Genomic DNA, 15,138 nt, shown 5'->3' with positions numbered 1-15,138 from the left:
AAGTGACTCGGGCAGTATATGCGCGCCCATTGCCGGGCGCGCTGCAGTCGGTCAGCGCTTGTCCTCGACCTTCCACTTGCCGCCATCGTAGAAAGCACGCCAGCCAGTGGGCTTGCCATCCACTTCGCTCTGCACGTACTGCTCCTTGGTCTTGCGGCTGAAGCGGATCACCGCCGGACGCCCTTCGGGGTCATTCTTCGGCGCATCGAGCAGGAAGTGGTACTTGGCGTCCAGCTCATCCTTGTGCGGGATCAGCTCCAGCACCAGCGGCGCGCGCGTCTCGCGATTCTTCGGGAACTGGCTGGCAGCCAGGAACAGTCCGGAAGCGCCATCACGCAGCACGTAGGTGTCGTCCACCTTCTCGCACTTGAGCTCCGGCATGCGGATCGGGTCGATCTTCGGCGGTGCGGCCTCGCCGCTCTTGAGCAGCTTGCGGGTGTTCTTGCAGCTGGCGTTGGTGCAGCCGAAGAACTTGCCGAAGCGGCCGGTCTTGAGCTGCATCTCGCTACCGCACTTGTCGCACTCCAGGCTTGGACCCTCGTAGCCCTTGATGCGGTACTGGCCCTGCTCGATCTCGTAGCCCGTGCAATCCGGGTTGTTGCCGCAGATGTGCAGCTTGCGGGTTTCATCCAGCAGGTAGGCGTCCATCGCGGTGGCGCAGATCGGGCAGCGATGCTTGCCGCGCAGCACGCGGGACTCGGACTCACCCTCGTCGTCCGCGGCGATCTCGTCGCCCGGCACCAGGTTCACTGTGGCCTTGCAGCGCTCTTTCGGCGGCAGGCTGTAGCCCGAGCAACCCAGGAACACGCCGGTGGAGGCGGTACGGATCATCATCGGGCGGCCGCATTCGCGGCAGGGAATATCGGTCGGGGTCGGTTGGTTGGCGCGCATGCCCAGATCAGCACCCTCGGCCAGCTCCAGCTTCTTGCGGAAATCACCGTAGAACTCGTCCAGCAGGTGCTTCCAGTCGCGCTCGCCCTGGGCCACATCGTCCAGGTGCTCTTCCATGCCGGCCGTGAAGCCGTAGTCCATCAGGTTGGCGAAGCTTTCGTTGAGGCGCTCGGTGACGATGTCGCCCATCTTCTCCGCGTAGAAACGGCGGTTGTGCACCGTCACGTAGCCACGCTCCTGGATGGTGGAGATGATCGCCGCGTAGGTGGACGGGCGGCCGATACCGCGCTTCTCCAGCTCCTTGACCAGGCTGGCTTCGGAATAACGCGCCGGCGGCTTGGTGAAGTGCTGGCTGGGGTCGAGCTTGAGCAGGTCGAGCAACTCGCCTTCGTTCATCTCCGGCAGCACGTCGTCCTCGCCCGGCTTGCTCTGCTGCGGCAGGACACGGGTGTAACCGTCGAACTTGAGGATGCGACCCTTGGCGCGCAGCTCGAACTTGCCGGCGGCGACGCTGACGCTGGTGGACAGGTACTCGGCCGGCGGCATCTGGCAGGCCACGAACTGGCGCCAGATCAGCTCATACAGGCGCTCGGCGTCACGCTCCATGCCGGACAGCTGCGTGGGACGCAGATTCACGTCGGACGGACGAATCGCCTCGTGAGCCTCCTGGGCGCCTTCCTTGCTGGAATAGACGTTCGGCTTGGACGGCAGGTACTTCTGGCCGAACTCGCCCTCGATGAAGCTGCGCACCATGGAAACCGCGTCGGCCGAGAGATTGGTCGAGTCGGTACGCATATAGGTGATGTAGCCGGCCTCGTAGAGACGCTGGGCCATCATCATGGTCTTCTTCACCCCGAAGCCCAGGCGGTTGCTCGCGGCCTGCTGCAAGGTGGAGGTAATGAATGGCGCGGACGGACGGCTGGAAGTCGGCTTGTCCTCACGCTTGGCCACGGTGTAGCTGGAGCTCTTGAGCTTCTCCAGGGCCGCCATGGCCTGGGCCTCGTTCAGCGGCTTGAAGGCCTCGCCGTTCTCGCGGGCCACTTCGAAGCGCACCTTGGCGCCCTTGCCGGTGCCGAGGTCGGCATGGACTTCCCAGTATTCTTCCGGGACGAAGGCGCGGATCTCGCGCTCGCGCTCCACCACCAGCTTCACCGCCACCGACTGCACACGGCCGGCGGACAGGCCACGGGCGATCTTCTGCCACAGCAGCGGCGAGACCATGTAGCCCACGACGCGGTCGAGGAAGCGGCGCGCCTGCTGGGCGTTGACGCGGTTGATATCGAGGTCGCCCGGCTGGGAGAAGGCTTCCTGGATCGCCTTCTTGGTGATTTCGTTGAACACCACGCGCTTGTAGCGGCTGTCGTCACCACCGATGGATTCCCGCAGGTGCCAGGCGATGGCCTCCCCTTCGCGGTCCAAGTCGGTTGCGAGATAGATGGTGTCGGCATCCTTGGCCAGGCGGCGCAGTTCCTCGATCACCTTCTCCTTGCCGGGAAGGATCTCGTACTTGGCCTTCCAGCCGTGCTCGGGATCTACCCCCATGCGCGCAACCAGCTGGCGCTTGGCCTTTTCCTTGGGGGACAGCGCCGGGGCTTCGGCAGCGGCGGCCTTGCCGCGCTTGGCCGGCTCTTTGGCGGCGCTCGCCGAACCGCTGGTGGGGAGGTCACGGATATGGCCGATACTCGACTTCACCACGTACTGGTTGCCCAGGTACTTGTTGATGGTCTTGGCCTTGGCCGGGGATTCCACGATGACCAGCGATTTGCCCATTGATCGGTTTGTTCCTGAATGAAGAAGGTAAAAAGCAGAAGCCGCCTGTCGCGGCACCGCTATATATAGTGGCCAGCGCGGCGCGGTCAAGCGCGCCCCTGGCAGTGCCCGCGGCCATCAGGGCCGCGGAAAGAGGTCCGACTCGGCGTTCACCAGGGCGAAGCGCGCGATCTGCTCGCCGTTCACCTGCACGGTTTCGGTGAACATGCTGAGCGGGCGAACCCAGAGGCCGTACTCGCCATAGAGGGCCTGGTACACCACCAGCTCCTCTTCCGTTTCGGAATGCCGGGCAACACCGATGACTCGATACTGTTGACCCTTGTAATGACGATAGAGACCCGGTTGCAGGCTCATGGTTGCCTCACAGTAATAAATGCAGGCTACCCCGCAAAGGTTGCGCATGGTGCCGTGTGATGCGGCGCGAAGCCAGCCCTTGCTCGAAATTTCCTGCGAAGTCTCTCCACATGAAAGCAAAAACCGGGGCACTTGGCCCCGGTTTGTTCATCATTCAGGCATTCAGAGCCGGTTCACGATCTTGCGAGCTAGCGCCATGCAAGGCAAAAGCAGGCGAGGACGCGGAGTTTACAGCTGTAAATGAGCAGTCCGAGCCTGCTTTTAACGCAGCAGGGCCGACGCGCAGCTGATCGTGTACCGGTTCTTAGACGCGCTCGAAGATGGTGGTAATGCCCTGGCCGAGGCCCACGCACATGGTGGACACGCCCAGGTTGCCGCCGTTTTGCTTCATCACGTTCAGCAGAGTGCCGGAGATACGCGCTCCGGAGCAGCCGAACGGGTGACCCAGGGCGATGGCGCCGCCGTGCAGGTTGACCTTCTGCTCCATCTTGTCGAGGAGCTTGAGGTCCTTCAGCACCGGCAGGGCCTGTGCGGCGAAGGCTTCGTTGAGCTCGACGAAGTCGATGTCGTCCATGGTCAGGCCAGCGCGCTTGAGCGCCTTCTGGGTGGACGGTACCGGACCGTAGCCCATGATCGCCGGGTCGACGCCGGCAACCGCCATGGCACGTACGACGGCCATGGGCTGGATGCCCAGGTCCTGGGCGCGCTGGGCGCTCATGACGATCATGCAGGAAGCGCCGTCGGTGATCTGCGAGGAAGTACCCGCAGTCACGGTGCCGCCTTTCGGGTTGAACGCCGGCTTCAGGCTGGCCAGGCTTTCCAGGGTGGTTTCCGGACGAATGGTCTCGTCGAAGTCGAACACCTTCAGGAAGCCGTTCTCGTCGTAGCCTTGCATCGGGATGATTTCATCCTTGAACTTGCCTTCGACGGTGGCCTTGTGGGCCAGTTGGTGTGAACGCACACCGAACTGGTCCTGGGCTTCACGGCTGATGCCGTGCATCTTGCCGAGCATTTCGGCGGTCAGGCCCATCATGCCCGAGGCCTTGGCGGCGTACAGGGACATGTGCGGGTTCGGATCGACGCCGTGCATCATGCCGACGTGGCCCATGTGCTCCACACCACCGACCACGAAGACGTCGCCGTTGCCGGTCTGGATGGCCTGCACGGCGGTGTGCAGGGCGCTCATGGAGGAACCGCACAGGCGGCTGACGGTCTGGCCGGCACTGGTGTGGGGGATCTGGGTCATCAGCGACGCCATGCGTGCGATGTTCCAGCCCTGCTCCAGGGTCTGGTTCACGCAGCCCCAGATCACGTCCTCGACTTCCGCCGGGTCGACCTTGGTGTTGCGCTCCAGCAGCTTGCTGATCAGGTGGGCCGACATGTCCTCGGCACGGGTGTTGCGATGCATGCCACCCTTGGAGCGACCCATCGGGGTGCGGCCGAAGTCGACAATGACTGCATCTCTAGGATTCAGGCTCATATTCTTCACTCTCGCTCAATTAGCCGAAAAACTTCTGGCCGTTCTTGGCCATTTCGCGAAGCTTGGCGGTCGGGTGGTACAGCGCGCCCAGGTCGGCGTACTTGTCGGCCAGGGCCACGAACTCAGCCACACCGATGCTGTCGATGTAACGCAGCGCACCACCACGGAAGGGCGGGAAGCCGATGCCGTAGATCAGGCCCATGTCGGCCTCGGCAGCGGTCGATACGATGCCGTCTTCCAGGCAGCGCACGGTTTCCAGGCACAGCGGGATCATCATGAAGTTGATGATGTCCTCGTCGGTCAGCTCGCGCTGTTCCTTGACGATCGACTTGAGCACTTCGTAGGCAACCGGATCGGTGACCTTCTTCGGTTTGCCACGCTTGTCGGTTTCGTAGGCGTAGAAGCCCTTGCCGTTCTTCTGGCCCAGGCGATTGGCTTCGTACATCACGTCGACGGCGGTCTTGCCTTCCACGGCCATGCGGTCCGGGAAGCCTTCAGCCATCACGTCACGGCCGTGGTGGCCGGTGTCGATGCCGACCACGTCGGACAGATAGGCCGGGCCCATGGGCCAGCCGAACTTCTCCATGATCTTGTCGATGCGGACGAAGTCGACGCCGAACTCCAGCAGCTTGGCGAAGCCACCGAAATAGGGGAACAGCACGCGGTTGACCAGGAAGCCGGGGCAGTCGTTGACCACGATCGGGTTCTTGCCCATTTTCTTGGCGTAGGCAACGGTGGTGGCCACGGCCACGTCGCTGGACTTCTCGCCACGGATGACTTCGACCAGGGGCATCATGTGCACGGGGTTGAAGAAGTGCATGCCGACGAAGTTCTCAGGACGCTTCAGCGCCTTGGCCAGCAGGCTGATGGAGATGGTGGAGGTGTTGGAAGCCAGGATCGCGTCCTCGCGTACCACGCCTTCCACTTCAGCCAGCACGATCTGCTTGACCTTGGGGTTCTCGACCACGGCTTCGACGACGATGTCGACAGCGCCGAAGTCGCCATAGGACATGGTCGGGCGAATGGCGGTCAGGGCCTCGGCCATTTTCGCCGGGGTCATGCGGCCTTTCTCGACGCGCTTGCCGAGCAGCTTGGAAGCCTCGGTCAGGCCCATCTGGATACCCTCTTCGCGGATATCCTTCATCAGGATCGGGGTGCCCTTGGAAGCCGACTGGTAGGCGATGCCGCCGCCCATGATGCCAGCGCCCAGCACGGCAGCCAGTTTCACGTCGCGAGCGATCTCATCGTGCTGCTTGGCTTTCTTCTTCAGTTCCTGGTCATTCAGGAACAGGCCGATCAGGCTTGCCGCAACCGGGGTCTTGGCCAGCTTGACGAAGCCGGCGGCCTCGACTTCCAGGGCCTTCTCGCGACCGAAGTTGGCGGCTTTCTGGATGGTCTTGATGGCTTCGACCGGGGCCGGGTAGTTCGGACCGGCCTGGCCGGCGACGAAGCCCTTGGCGGTCTCGAAGGCCATCATCTGCTCAATGGCGTTGAGCTTGAGCTTTTCCAGCTTGGCCTGGCGCTTGGCCTTGAAGTCCAGCTCGCCGGCGATGGCGCGCTTGACCAGGTCCAGGGCACCGGCTTGCAGCAGCTGGGGAGCGACCACCGCATCGACAGCGCCGACTTTCAGCGCGTCTTCGGCACGGTTTTCCTTGCCGGAGGCGATCCACTCGATGGCGTTGTCGACACCGATCAGGCGCGGCAGGCGCACGGTGCCGCCGAAGCCCGGGTAGATGCCCAGCTTGACTTCCGGCAGGCCGATCTTGGCGGCGCTGCTCATCACGCGGTAGTCAGCCGCCAGGCACATCTCCAGGCCGCCGCCCAGGGCAATGCCGTTGATCGCGGCGACGGTGGGGACTTCCAGGTCTTCGAAGGCGCTGAAGATCTTGTTGGCCTCGAGGTTGCCGGCAACCAGCTCCTCGTCGGGCAGCTGGAAGTTTTCGACGAATTCGGTGATGTCGGCGCCGACGATGAATACGTCCTTGCCACTGCTGACGATCACGCCCTTGACCGAAGCATCGGCCTTGATGGCTGCAACCGCATCGCGCAGTTCGTTCAGGGTGAGACGGTTGAACTTGTTGACGGACTCACCCTTGAGGTCGAATTTCAATTCGACGATACCGCCCTCAAGAGCCTTAACCGTGATGGCTTTACCTTCGTAAATCATCAACTGATTCTCCACGGTTTGGGAAACTGGACTGTACGCATCGGAGCCAACCGGCGGACTGGCCTCCGGCGCTGCCGGAGCATAGTCCCGATCGATCGGGCACACCCGCCGACGCGATATTCGGGCTGCATCGGAAGCGTCAGACAAGACAAACGCTTGATTCATACGCCCGTTTGATTTGGGTGAGCGCAGATTCAGGGAAAAGTCCGTACTTGTCAATCTCGCAACGTGACCGACCAGCCACTATAAAAACGGCTCTGCGATTGGCCCCGCAGCAAATCCGGGAACCGGGGAATGGAAGATTCATCCGAGCGATGACACTCCATCACGGCCATCACTGATAGGCGAAAAAGCTCGCGGGAGCCCGCTGGCAAATTGCCTTTTGCCCTAGTACATTCGTGCCACTCGGGCCGTCAGGATCCGATCCCAGAACAACAACAAACAAGGCCAACGGCCCACGGAGAAGCACCAATGACGAGCCGCCTGCTTGCCATTCTGCTCGGTACCCTGCTCACCCTTCCCGCCTTCGCTACCGCCCAGCCCACCTCGGCGGACAGCCTTCTCAAACTGCACCAGATGCGCCTGGCCGCCCAACGCAGCCTTGGCGACTTCTATATGTTCAACGGCATGGAAGGCGACCAGCGCTATGCGCGCCAGATCGATGAGTCAACGCAAAAGGCCGATGCCCGCCTGAAGGAACTGGGCGAGATGCCTGGCGAAGCCTCCAAGGCCCTGCGCGCCCAGCTCGCCCAGGAATGGCAGAGCTACAACAACGAATTGGGCGGCCTGGTCAGCGCCCTCCGGCAAAAAGGCTTCACCGACCTGCAACCGGTAGCCGACCTGACCGAGCGCAACAAGCGCCTGATGGATCTCGCCAACGAGCTCTATACCAAGATCCAGCAGGAAGGCAGGGCCCAGGTGCCGCCGCTCACCCAGCGCAGCCGCGACCAGAGCCTGCTGATGCAGACCATCGCGGTGGACTACGCCTCGCGCAGCGCCTCGGTGGGCGGCAGCTTCATGGGAGGTAACGGCGGCAAGGCCATCGACGAGCTGGCCGGCGAGTTCGCCAATCAACTGGCCGGCCTGGAAAAGGCACCGCAGAACAGCCCGGAAATCCGCCAGACCCTGGACGGCATCAGCACCAAGTGGCGCTACATCGAGAAATCGCTGAAGAACTACAACGAAAACAGCGTGCCGTTCCTGATCAACAAGTATTCGGACAGCATCATCGACGGCCTGGAGAACGTCTCGGCCCAGTACCTGGCCGCCAGCAGCTGAGGCCCCGGAACCCGGTGCGACGGCAAGACCGCCGCACCCCGCTCCGCAGAACCCGTTTACGAACTAGCGATCGTAAAAGGTTCTCAGGCCAGCGCCTTCAGCGTATCGGCGATGCGCTGGAGGTCTTCCGCCGTACCGCGCTCCCCCCAACAGAGGGCGATCATCTGCGAGCTTGCCTCGACCTTGTAGACATCCCCGGGCAAACCACTCAGGTGCGCCAGCACTGCCGCATCTTCGCAAGGCTCGCGCCACTGGTTCAGCCAGATGCCCGGCTCGCTCTGCCAGTAGCACCAGGCTTCGCGCCCGCGCAGGCGCGGCCGATGGTACTGGGCGCAGGCGGTTGGCGGTTCCCGGACCAGCCAGTGAGGCCAGTCCTGGCGCGACAACTGCATCGACATCCCCATCCGCCGCGCCGCCAGGCGCAGTTCCATGCGTCCCCGCTGCCCCCGGGACGGAATCAGCCAGACAAGCGGACTGACCACCGCCAGGAGGAGCAATAGGACGATCCAGAAGGTCATAAAGGTAAACCCCGCGCAAAAGCCTGTGTTAAACGTTCCGGACAGCCATACTTGTGATCATGCGCAACCTTAAGGAGGAGTCACCCATGCCCTACCAGCACATTCTGGTCGCCGTCGACCTGACCGATGAATGCCATCCAGTGGTGCGCCGCGCACAGCTGCTGGCTCAGGCCAGCAACGCCAAGCTGTCGCTGGTGCACATAGTCGAGCCCATGGCCATGGCCTTCGGCGGTGACGTACCCATGGACCTGTCCATGCTCCAGCAACAGCAATTCGAACAGGCCCGCGAGCGGCTGCAGAGCTTCGCCGGCATCTACTCCGAACTGACCGCCGACCAACGCCACCTGGCCTACGGCCAACCGCGCCAGGAAATCCACCGACTGGCCGAAGAACAGGGCTGCGACCTGATCGTTGTCGGCAGTCACGGCCGCCACGGCCTGGCCCTGCTGCTCGGTTCGACCGCCAACGACGTACTGCATGGCGCGCCTTGCGACGTGCTGGCGGTACGCCTGAAGAAAGCCGAATAAATAGAAGAACCGCGGGCGTGGGCTTCAGTCGAAGCCTTCGCCCGCACTCATGACCAGGGGCCGGACCTTCTGCAACTGGGTTTCCAGCGAATAGGTCATGCTGGATGCCATGGAGAAGAAGGTCAGGAAGGCCTTGAGGTTGGAGTCCCCTTCGCAGGTATCGTGGATACGCTGCCAGAACGCCTGGTTCACCAGCTGCAACTGCTGGAACAGCCGCACCAGCCCTTTCAATTCCCAGTCCGCATGGCGCCCTTCGCGGAAGTTGAAATACTGCCGCGCCAGGTAGAGCGACACCGCCCGCAGGATGAACTCCTGGTTGCTGGCGAACGGCAGGTGCTGCTGGGCCATGGGCTTGAGCTTGCCCAGCACCGGACAGGCGCTGGTGGCCATGATCACGCCCAGCAAGGCCCGCAACCCCTCTTCCAGCCCCACCTGCTTGGTGTACTCGCGCTCAGGCGTGCGCACCCAGACCTGCACCTTCTTGAAGGCCGGCAAGCCCTGGAAATCCTCGATCACCCGGTGCAGGTCAACGGCCGCCGGGCAATGGCTGTAGGCCTCGCGACTGAGGGGGCAATTGCTGCACTGCTGATGCTCCAGTCGCGTCCACTTCGGCGCGACGGACGCGCCTTCCGGGTCGTACTCACGATCCAGCTCGATGCGATAGCTGAACTCGTGCAGGTCATTCAGGCTGATGCGGTATTCGATGGCCATCGGTGCTCCGGCTCAGATCCTCAACTGTCTTCCAGTTCCGCCCAACGCTCGATCAGGCGGTCCAGGTCCTTCTGCAAGCCATCCAGACGCTCCAGCACCGCGCGGGTCTGCTCCTGCGGACGCTGGTAGAACGCCGGGTCGTTGACCTCTCCCTGCAACTTCTCCTGCTCCGCCTCCAGGGCTTCGATCTCCCCCGGAATGGCTTCGAGCTCGCGCTGCAGCTTGTAACTGAGCTTCTTCTTCGGCGCCTCCGCCACCGCCGCAGCGACCACCGGAGCGGCCTCGACCGGCTTGGCGACGTCGGCCTTGGACTCACGGGTATCGCCTACGCCCAGCAGGCGCGGCGAGCCACCCTGGCGCAGCCAGTCCTGGTAGCCGCCAACGTACTCGCGCACCCGGCCCTGCCCCTCGAACACCAGGGTGCTGGTCACCACGTTGTCGAGGAAGGCCCGGTCGTGGCTGACCATCAGCACGGTGCCAGGGAAAGTCAGAAGAACCTCTTCGAGCAGCTCCAGGGTTTCCACGTCCAGGTCGTTGGTCGGTTCGTCCAGCACCAGCAGGTTGGCCGGCTTGCTGAACAGCTTGGCGAGCAACAGACGTGCCCGCTCGCCGCCCGACAGCGCCTTCACCGGTGTGCGGGCCCGCTGCGGGCTGAACAGGAAGTCGCCCAGGTAGCTCAGCACATGGCGATTCTGGCCGTCGATGGTGATGAAGTCGCGGCCTTCGGCAAGGTTGTCGATCACGGTCTTGTCGAGATCGAGCTGGTGACGCAGTTGGTCGAAATACGCCACTTCGAGGCGAGTACCCACCTCGACCGCGCCGCTGGTGGGCTGCAGATCGCCAAGCAACAGCTTGAGCAGTGTGGTCTTGCCGGTGCCGTTGGCACCCAGCAGGCCGATTCGGTCGGAACGCTGCAGGACCATGCTGAAATCACGGATCAACGGCTCGCCACCCGGATGGGCGAAGCTGACGTTGTCCACCACCATCACCTGCTTGCCGGACTTTTCCGCCGCTTCCAGCTGGATGCTCGCCTTGCCCTGGCGCTCGCGACGCTCGGAGCGTTCGACACGCATGGCCTTGAGCGCACGTACCCGGCCTTCGTTACGGGTACGGCGGGCCTTGATGCCCTGGCGGATCCAGACTTCTTCCTGGGCCAGGCGCTTGTCGAACAGCGCGTTGGCCGTTTCCTCGGCCGCCAGCTGCTGCTCCTTGTGCACCAGGAAGCTTGCATAGTCGCCGTTCCAGTCGATCAGGTTGCCGCGATCCAGTTCGAGGATGCGGGTGGCCAGGTTCTGCAGGAAGGAACGGTCGTGGGTGATGAACAGTACGGCGCCGTTGAAGCCCAGCAGGGCTTCTTCCAGCCAGGCGATGGCGCCGATGTCCAGATGGTTGGTGGGCTCGTCCAGCAGCAGCAGGTCGGGCTCGGCCACCAGGGCCTGGGCCAGCAGCACACGGCGGCGCCAGCCACCGGAAAGCTCGGCCAGGGTCTTGTCGGCCGGCAGCTGCAGGCGGCTCAGGGTGCTGTCCACCAGTTGCTGCAGGCGCCAGCCGTCGCGGGCCTCCAGTTCCTGCTGGACATGGGTGAGCTTGGCCAGATCTTCGTCGGTGTGGATGTTCTGACTGAGGTGGTGGTATTCGGCCAGCAGCGCGCCGACCCCGGCCAGCCCCTCGGCCACCACATCGAATACGCTACGGTCGTCGGCGCGCGGCAGTTCCTGCGGCAGTTCGCCGATTTTCAGAGCAGGAGCGCGCCAGATCTCGCCGTCATCGGAGAACTGGTCGCCCTTGACCAGGCGCAGCAGGCTGGATTTGCCGGTGCCGTTGCGGCCGATGATGCACACGCGCTCGCCCCGGGCAATCTGCCAGGACACCTTATCCAGCAGCGGCATGGCGCCGTAGGCAAGGGATACATCGGTGAACTTGAGCAGTGTCATGAAGGGGCCTCCTGAATCAGGGCGCGCATTCTACCCGACTTGCCGCACCGTCTCTCGGGCATTTTTTACCGCCGGTTTCCCTAACTGGCACAATGCTTTAACCGCCCCTGCCTAACGGCTAAGCTAGGCGCTATTCGATGCCCCGAAAGGGGCATTCATAACGATATATCTGCCCCGGAAGTGTCATGCGCGGTCGTCTGCTCAGCCTGTTCTCCTGTCTGCTCCTCTCCTCGGTCGGCCTGTATGCCGCCCAGGCCTCCGCGGCGTCCCTCGCCCAGCAGCGCCTGATGTACGACGAAGCCAAGCGCGCGCTGGCCAAGGGCGATACCGGCCCTTACCGGCGCTACGCCGACGATCTGCGCGACTATCCGCTGGAGCCCTACCTCGCCTACGACGAGCTGACCGCCCGTCTGAAATGGGCCAGCAACGACGAGATCGAGAAGTTCCTCGCCGAACATGGCGACCTGCCCCAGGCCGGCTGGATGAAGCTGCGCTGGTTGCGCTGGCAGGCCGAGCGTGGCGAATGGCAGACCTTCGCCAACTACTACGACCCCAAACTCAATTTCACCGAACTGGACTGCCTGTTCGGCCAGTACCAGCTCAAGCACGGCATGAAACAGGAAGGCTACGCCACCGCGGAGAAGCTCTGGCTGGTGGGCAAGTCCCAGCCCGAGGCCTGCGACGTGCTCTTCGGCATGTGGAGCGCCGACGGCAAGCTGACCGAGGAGCTGCGCTGGAAACGCGCCAAGTTGGCCGCCGAAGCGCGCAACTACGGCCTGGCCAACCACCTGGTGAAAGCCCTGCCGCACCTGGCCACCCAGGGCAAGCTGATGGTGGAAGCGGCGCAGAAGCCGCAGATACTGAGCCAGACCGCCCGCTTCACGCCCGCTGATCGACACATGGCCGACGCGGTGGGCCTCGGCCTGCGTCGCCTGGCCCGCCAGGACCCGGAAAAGGCCCTCAGCCTGCTGGATGTCTACGCCACCCGCCTGCCCTTCTCCAAGGAAGAAAAGGTCGCCATCGCCCGCGAGATCGGCCTGACCCTGGCCAAGCGCTTCGACTCCCGCGCCCTCAAGGTGATGACCCAGTACGACCCCGAGCTGCGTGACAACACCGTGAGCGAATGGCGCGCGCGCCTGCTGCTGCGCCTCGGCCAGTGGGACGACGCCTACCAGTTGACCAAGCGCATGCCCGAGGACCTGGCCAAGACCAACCGCTGGCGCTACTGGCAGGCACGCAGCCTGCAACTGGCCCAGCCGCAGAGCCAGCAGCCGACCCCGCTCTACCAGCCGGTGGCCCGCGAGCGTGACTTCTACGGCTTCCTCGCCGCCGACCGCATCGAGGCGCCCTACCAGTTGAACAACAAGCCGCTGGCCCTGGACCCCAAGGTGATCCAGAAGGTGCGCAACACCGCCGGCATCCGCCGCGCCCTGGAGTTCCACGACCGTGGCGAGATCGTCAACGGCCGCCGCGAGTGGTACCACGTCAGCCGCCTGTTCAACCGCGATGAAATGGTGGCCCAGGCCAAGCTGGCTTACGACCGCCAGTGGTACTTCCCGGCCATCCGCACCATCAGCCAGGCCCAGTACTGGGACGACCTGGACATCCGCTTCCCCATGGCCCACCGCTCGGCGCTGACCCAGCAGGCCAAGCTGCGCGGCCTGCATTCCAGCTGGGTGTTCGCCATTACCCGCCAGGAAAGCGCCTTCATGGCCGATGCCCGTTCCGGCGTCGGCGCCATGGGCCTGATGCAGCTGATGCCGGCCACCGCCAAGGAAACCGCGCGCAAGTTCGGCATTCCCCTGGCCTCGCCGCAGCAGGCGCTCAACCCCAACATCAACATCCAGCTGGGCGCCGCCTACCTGAGCCAGGTCCACGGCCAGTTCAACGGCAACCGCGTGCTCGCCTCGGCCGCCTACAACGCCGGCCCCGGCCGTGTGCGCCAGTGGCTGCGGGGCGCCAACCACCTGTCCTTCGACGTCTGGGTGGAAACCATTCCCTTCGACGAAACCCGCCAGTACGTGCAGAACGTGCTGTCCTACTCGGTGATCTACGGGCAGAAACTCAACGCCCCGCAGCCCCTGGTGGACTGGCACGAACGCTACTTCGACGATCAGTGAGCATGAAAAAAGGGCGCCCATCGGCGCCCTTTTTCATCGATTGCGGCACTTCCCATTAGCCAAAGTGCGCTGCATTCATCGCACGGATTCAATCCGTAGATACCATCTCTCCGATCAGATGCAACCGACCCTATCAGGTCGGTTGCGGCTGATAGGGTGTCTGCGTCTTGAGCACGCCATAGGCAATCTGCAACAGCTTGCGCATGGCGGCACCCAGGGCGCTCATCTTGGCTTTTCCCCGCGCCAGTAGACGTTGGTAAAGCGCTCTAACCGTGGGGTTGTACTGCTTGGCGACAATCGCGGCCATGTAGAGCTTGGCCCGCAGTCGAGGCTGCCCCGCCTTGGTCAAACGAGGTTTGCCCTTCACCGATGAGCCGGAGTCCCAAGGTCGTGGCACCAGGCCCGCAAAAGCCGCGCATTGTCGGGCAGTGCCAAAGTCGCGGCTGTGCAGAAACGCCAGCAGATGACGGGAGAGGACATCCCCGATGCCCTGGATGCTCTGCAGCAGCTGTCGGTTGCGTTTGAGCTGGTCGTGCCGGTCGATGTGATCGTCGATCTCTTGTTTCAGGCGCTCGGCTTCCTGGCGCAACGCACTGAGCATCGTATCGATGGAGGCCATTACGCTGAGGCTGGCCTGACTGACCTCGGCCTTTTCCCGCCGGTTCAGTTCGCGCTGAAGGTCCTCTTGCAGCGCCTCATAGCGCACGATCATCGCTTTCAGCTCGCGGATTTCCCGCGCTTCCGGCAACCAGCGCCGGGCCTTCTGGGTTGCGCCAAAACGGGCGAGCACCAGGCTGTCTTGTTTGTCCGTCTTACCACGAATGCCCTGGCTGCGCGCATAGTCGCGGACCTGCGCCGGGTTCAGGACAAAGACTTGAACGCCGCGCTCGTGCAGGTAATACGCCAAGGATTCGTGATAGACCCCGGTGGCCTCAAGGAACACCTTCAGTTCCCCGGCTGTGGCTCCGGTGTGCGTGCAACACCAATCAACCAACGCGGCGAAGTCGTCCACTTGATTGGTAAATACCTTGGTTTTGACCTTCAGACTTTCCGGGTCGCGTAGCCACAGACAGTCGAGCTTTTGCTTGCTGACATCGATTCCAATAACCGCCATCTCTCGATCCTTGCCTTGTTCATACAGCCTCACTCCGCTGGAGGGGCTTGGATACCATTCAGGAGTTGGAGAAGTGGGCCGGGAGCACAATCTACGAAACAGAGTCAGGCTCTCAGGATGGGAACGGCTTTCCCGGCCCTGGGCATCAAGGTAGCTAACCTCATTGCCCTGGAGAGATACAAGGATGGGTAGAGCCTGCGAAACCCATCGAATCGTGGCCGCATGGGTTTCGCTCCGCTCTACCCATCCTACGTCCCTCCCAATAGGCGTCGCG

The 15,138-nt window shown here is 63.3% G+C and carries 11 protein-coding genes; 3 read left to right on the top strand and 8 right to left on the bottom strand.

Annotated elements, in window-relative coordinates:
* Positions 1-51 precede the first annotated feature (51 nt).
* The 4 genes from topA to fadB form a co-directional block, all read right to left on the bottom strand.
* Positions 52-2,661 (bottom strand): type I DNA topoisomerase, encoded by a 2,610-nt coding sequence (gene topA / locus PCA10_RS10460; protein WP_016492045.1) that lies wholly within the window; start codon positions 2,659-2,661, stop codon positions 52-54.
* 117 nt (positions 2,662-2,778) lie between these two features.
* Positions 2,779-3,015, bottom strand: coding sequence for a DUF1653 domain-containing protein (locus PCA10_RS10455; protein ID WP_016492044.1), 237 nt, complete (start codon positions 3,013-3,015; stop codon positions 2,779-2,781).
* Between the two features lie 304 nt (positions 3,016-3,319).
* Positions 3,320-4,495 carry an acetyl-CoA C-acyltransferase FadA gene (gene fadA / locus PCA10_RS10450; protein ID WP_016492043.1) on the bottom strand — a complete coding sequence of 392 codons (1,176 nt, stop codon included), beginning with the start codon at positions 4,493-4,495 and terminating at the stop codon, positions 3,320-3,322.
* 19 nt (positions 4,496-4,514) lie between these two features.
* Positions 4,515-6,662, bottom strand: a complete 2,148-nt coding sequence (gene fadB / locus PCA10_RS10445) for a fatty acid oxidation complex subunit alpha FadB (RefSeq protein ID WP_016492042.1) — start codon at positions 6,660-6,662, stop codon at positions 4,515-4,517.
* 471 nt (positions 6,663-7,133) lie between these two features.
* Here fadB and PCA10_RS10440 point away from each other — a divergent pair, with 471 nt between their 5' ends.
* Positions 7,134-7,940, top strand: coding sequence for a hypothetical protein (locus PCA10_RS10440; RefSeq protein ID WP_016492041.1), 807 nt, complete (start codon positions 7,134-7,136; stop codon positions 7,938-7,940).
* 83 nt (positions 7,941-8,023) lie between these two features.
* Here the strand turns inward: PCA10_RS10440 and PCA10_RS10435 are convergent, their stop codons facing one another.
* The gene (locus tag PCA10_RS10435; protein WP_016492040.1) at positions 8,024-8,458 is read right to left on the bottom strand and encodes a hypothetical protein; all 435 of its coding nucleotides are present in this window, start codon (positions 8,456-8,458) and stop codon (positions 8,024-8,026) included.
* 86 nt (positions 8,459-8,544) lie between these two features.
* Here PCA10_RS10435 and PCA10_RS10430 point away from each other — a divergent pair, with 86 nt between their 5' ends.
* A complete protein-coding gene (locus PCA10_RS10430) occupies positions 8,545-8,985 on the top strand; it encodes a universal stress protein (RefSeq protein WP_016492039.1) in 441 nt (146 codons plus the stop codon).
* A 24-nt stretch (positions 8,986-9,009) separates the two neighbouring features.
* Here the strand turns inward: PCA10_RS10430 and PCA10_RS10425 are convergent, their stop codons facing one another.
* Together PCA10_RS10425 and PCA10_RS10420 are read right to left on the bottom strand one after the other, a co-directional pair.
* The gene (locus PCA10_RS10425) at positions 9,010-9,696 is read right to left on the bottom strand and encodes a DUF6901 family protein (protein WP_016492038.1); all 687 of its coding nucleotides are present in this window, start codon (positions 9,694-9,696) and stop codon (positions 9,010-9,012) included.
* 20 nt (positions 9,697-9,716) lie between these two features.
* Positions 9,717-11,630, bottom strand: a complete 1,914-nt coding sequence (locus PCA10_RS10420) for an ATP-binding cassette domain-containing protein (protein WP_016492037.1) — start codon at positions 11,628-11,630, stop codon at positions 9,717-9,719.
* 185 nt (positions 11,631-11,815) lie between these two features.
* Here PCA10_RS10420 and PCA10_RS10415 point away from each other — a divergent pair, with 185 nt between their 5' ends.
* Positions 11,816-13,750, top strand: coding sequence for a transglycosylase SLT domain-containing protein (locus PCA10_RS10415; RefSeq protein ID WP_016492036.1), 1,935 nt, complete (start codon positions 11,816-11,818; stop codon positions 13,748-13,750).
* Positions 13,751-13,883: 133 nt separating this feature from the next.
* Here PCA10_RS10415 and PCA10_RS10410 read toward each other — a convergent pair whose 3' ends face one another.
* A complete protein-coding gene (locus PCA10_RS10410) occupies positions 13,884-14,864 on the bottom strand; it encodes an IS110 family RNA-guided transposase (RefSeq protein ID WP_016492035.1) in 981 nt (326 codons plus the stop codon).
* Between the last annotated feature and the right edge of the window lie 274 nt (positions 14,865-15,138).

Origin of the sequence: Pseudomonas resinovorans NBRC 106553 (assembly GCF_000412695.1) — a bacterium.
Lineage (GTDB): Bacteria > Pseudomonadota > Gammaproteobacteria > Pseudomonadales > Pseudomonadaceae > Metapseudomonas > Metapseudomonas resinovorans_A.
The sequence above is the reverse complement of the archived record's forward strand: the minus strand, read 5'-3'. Positions and strand labels throughout refer to the sequence as shown.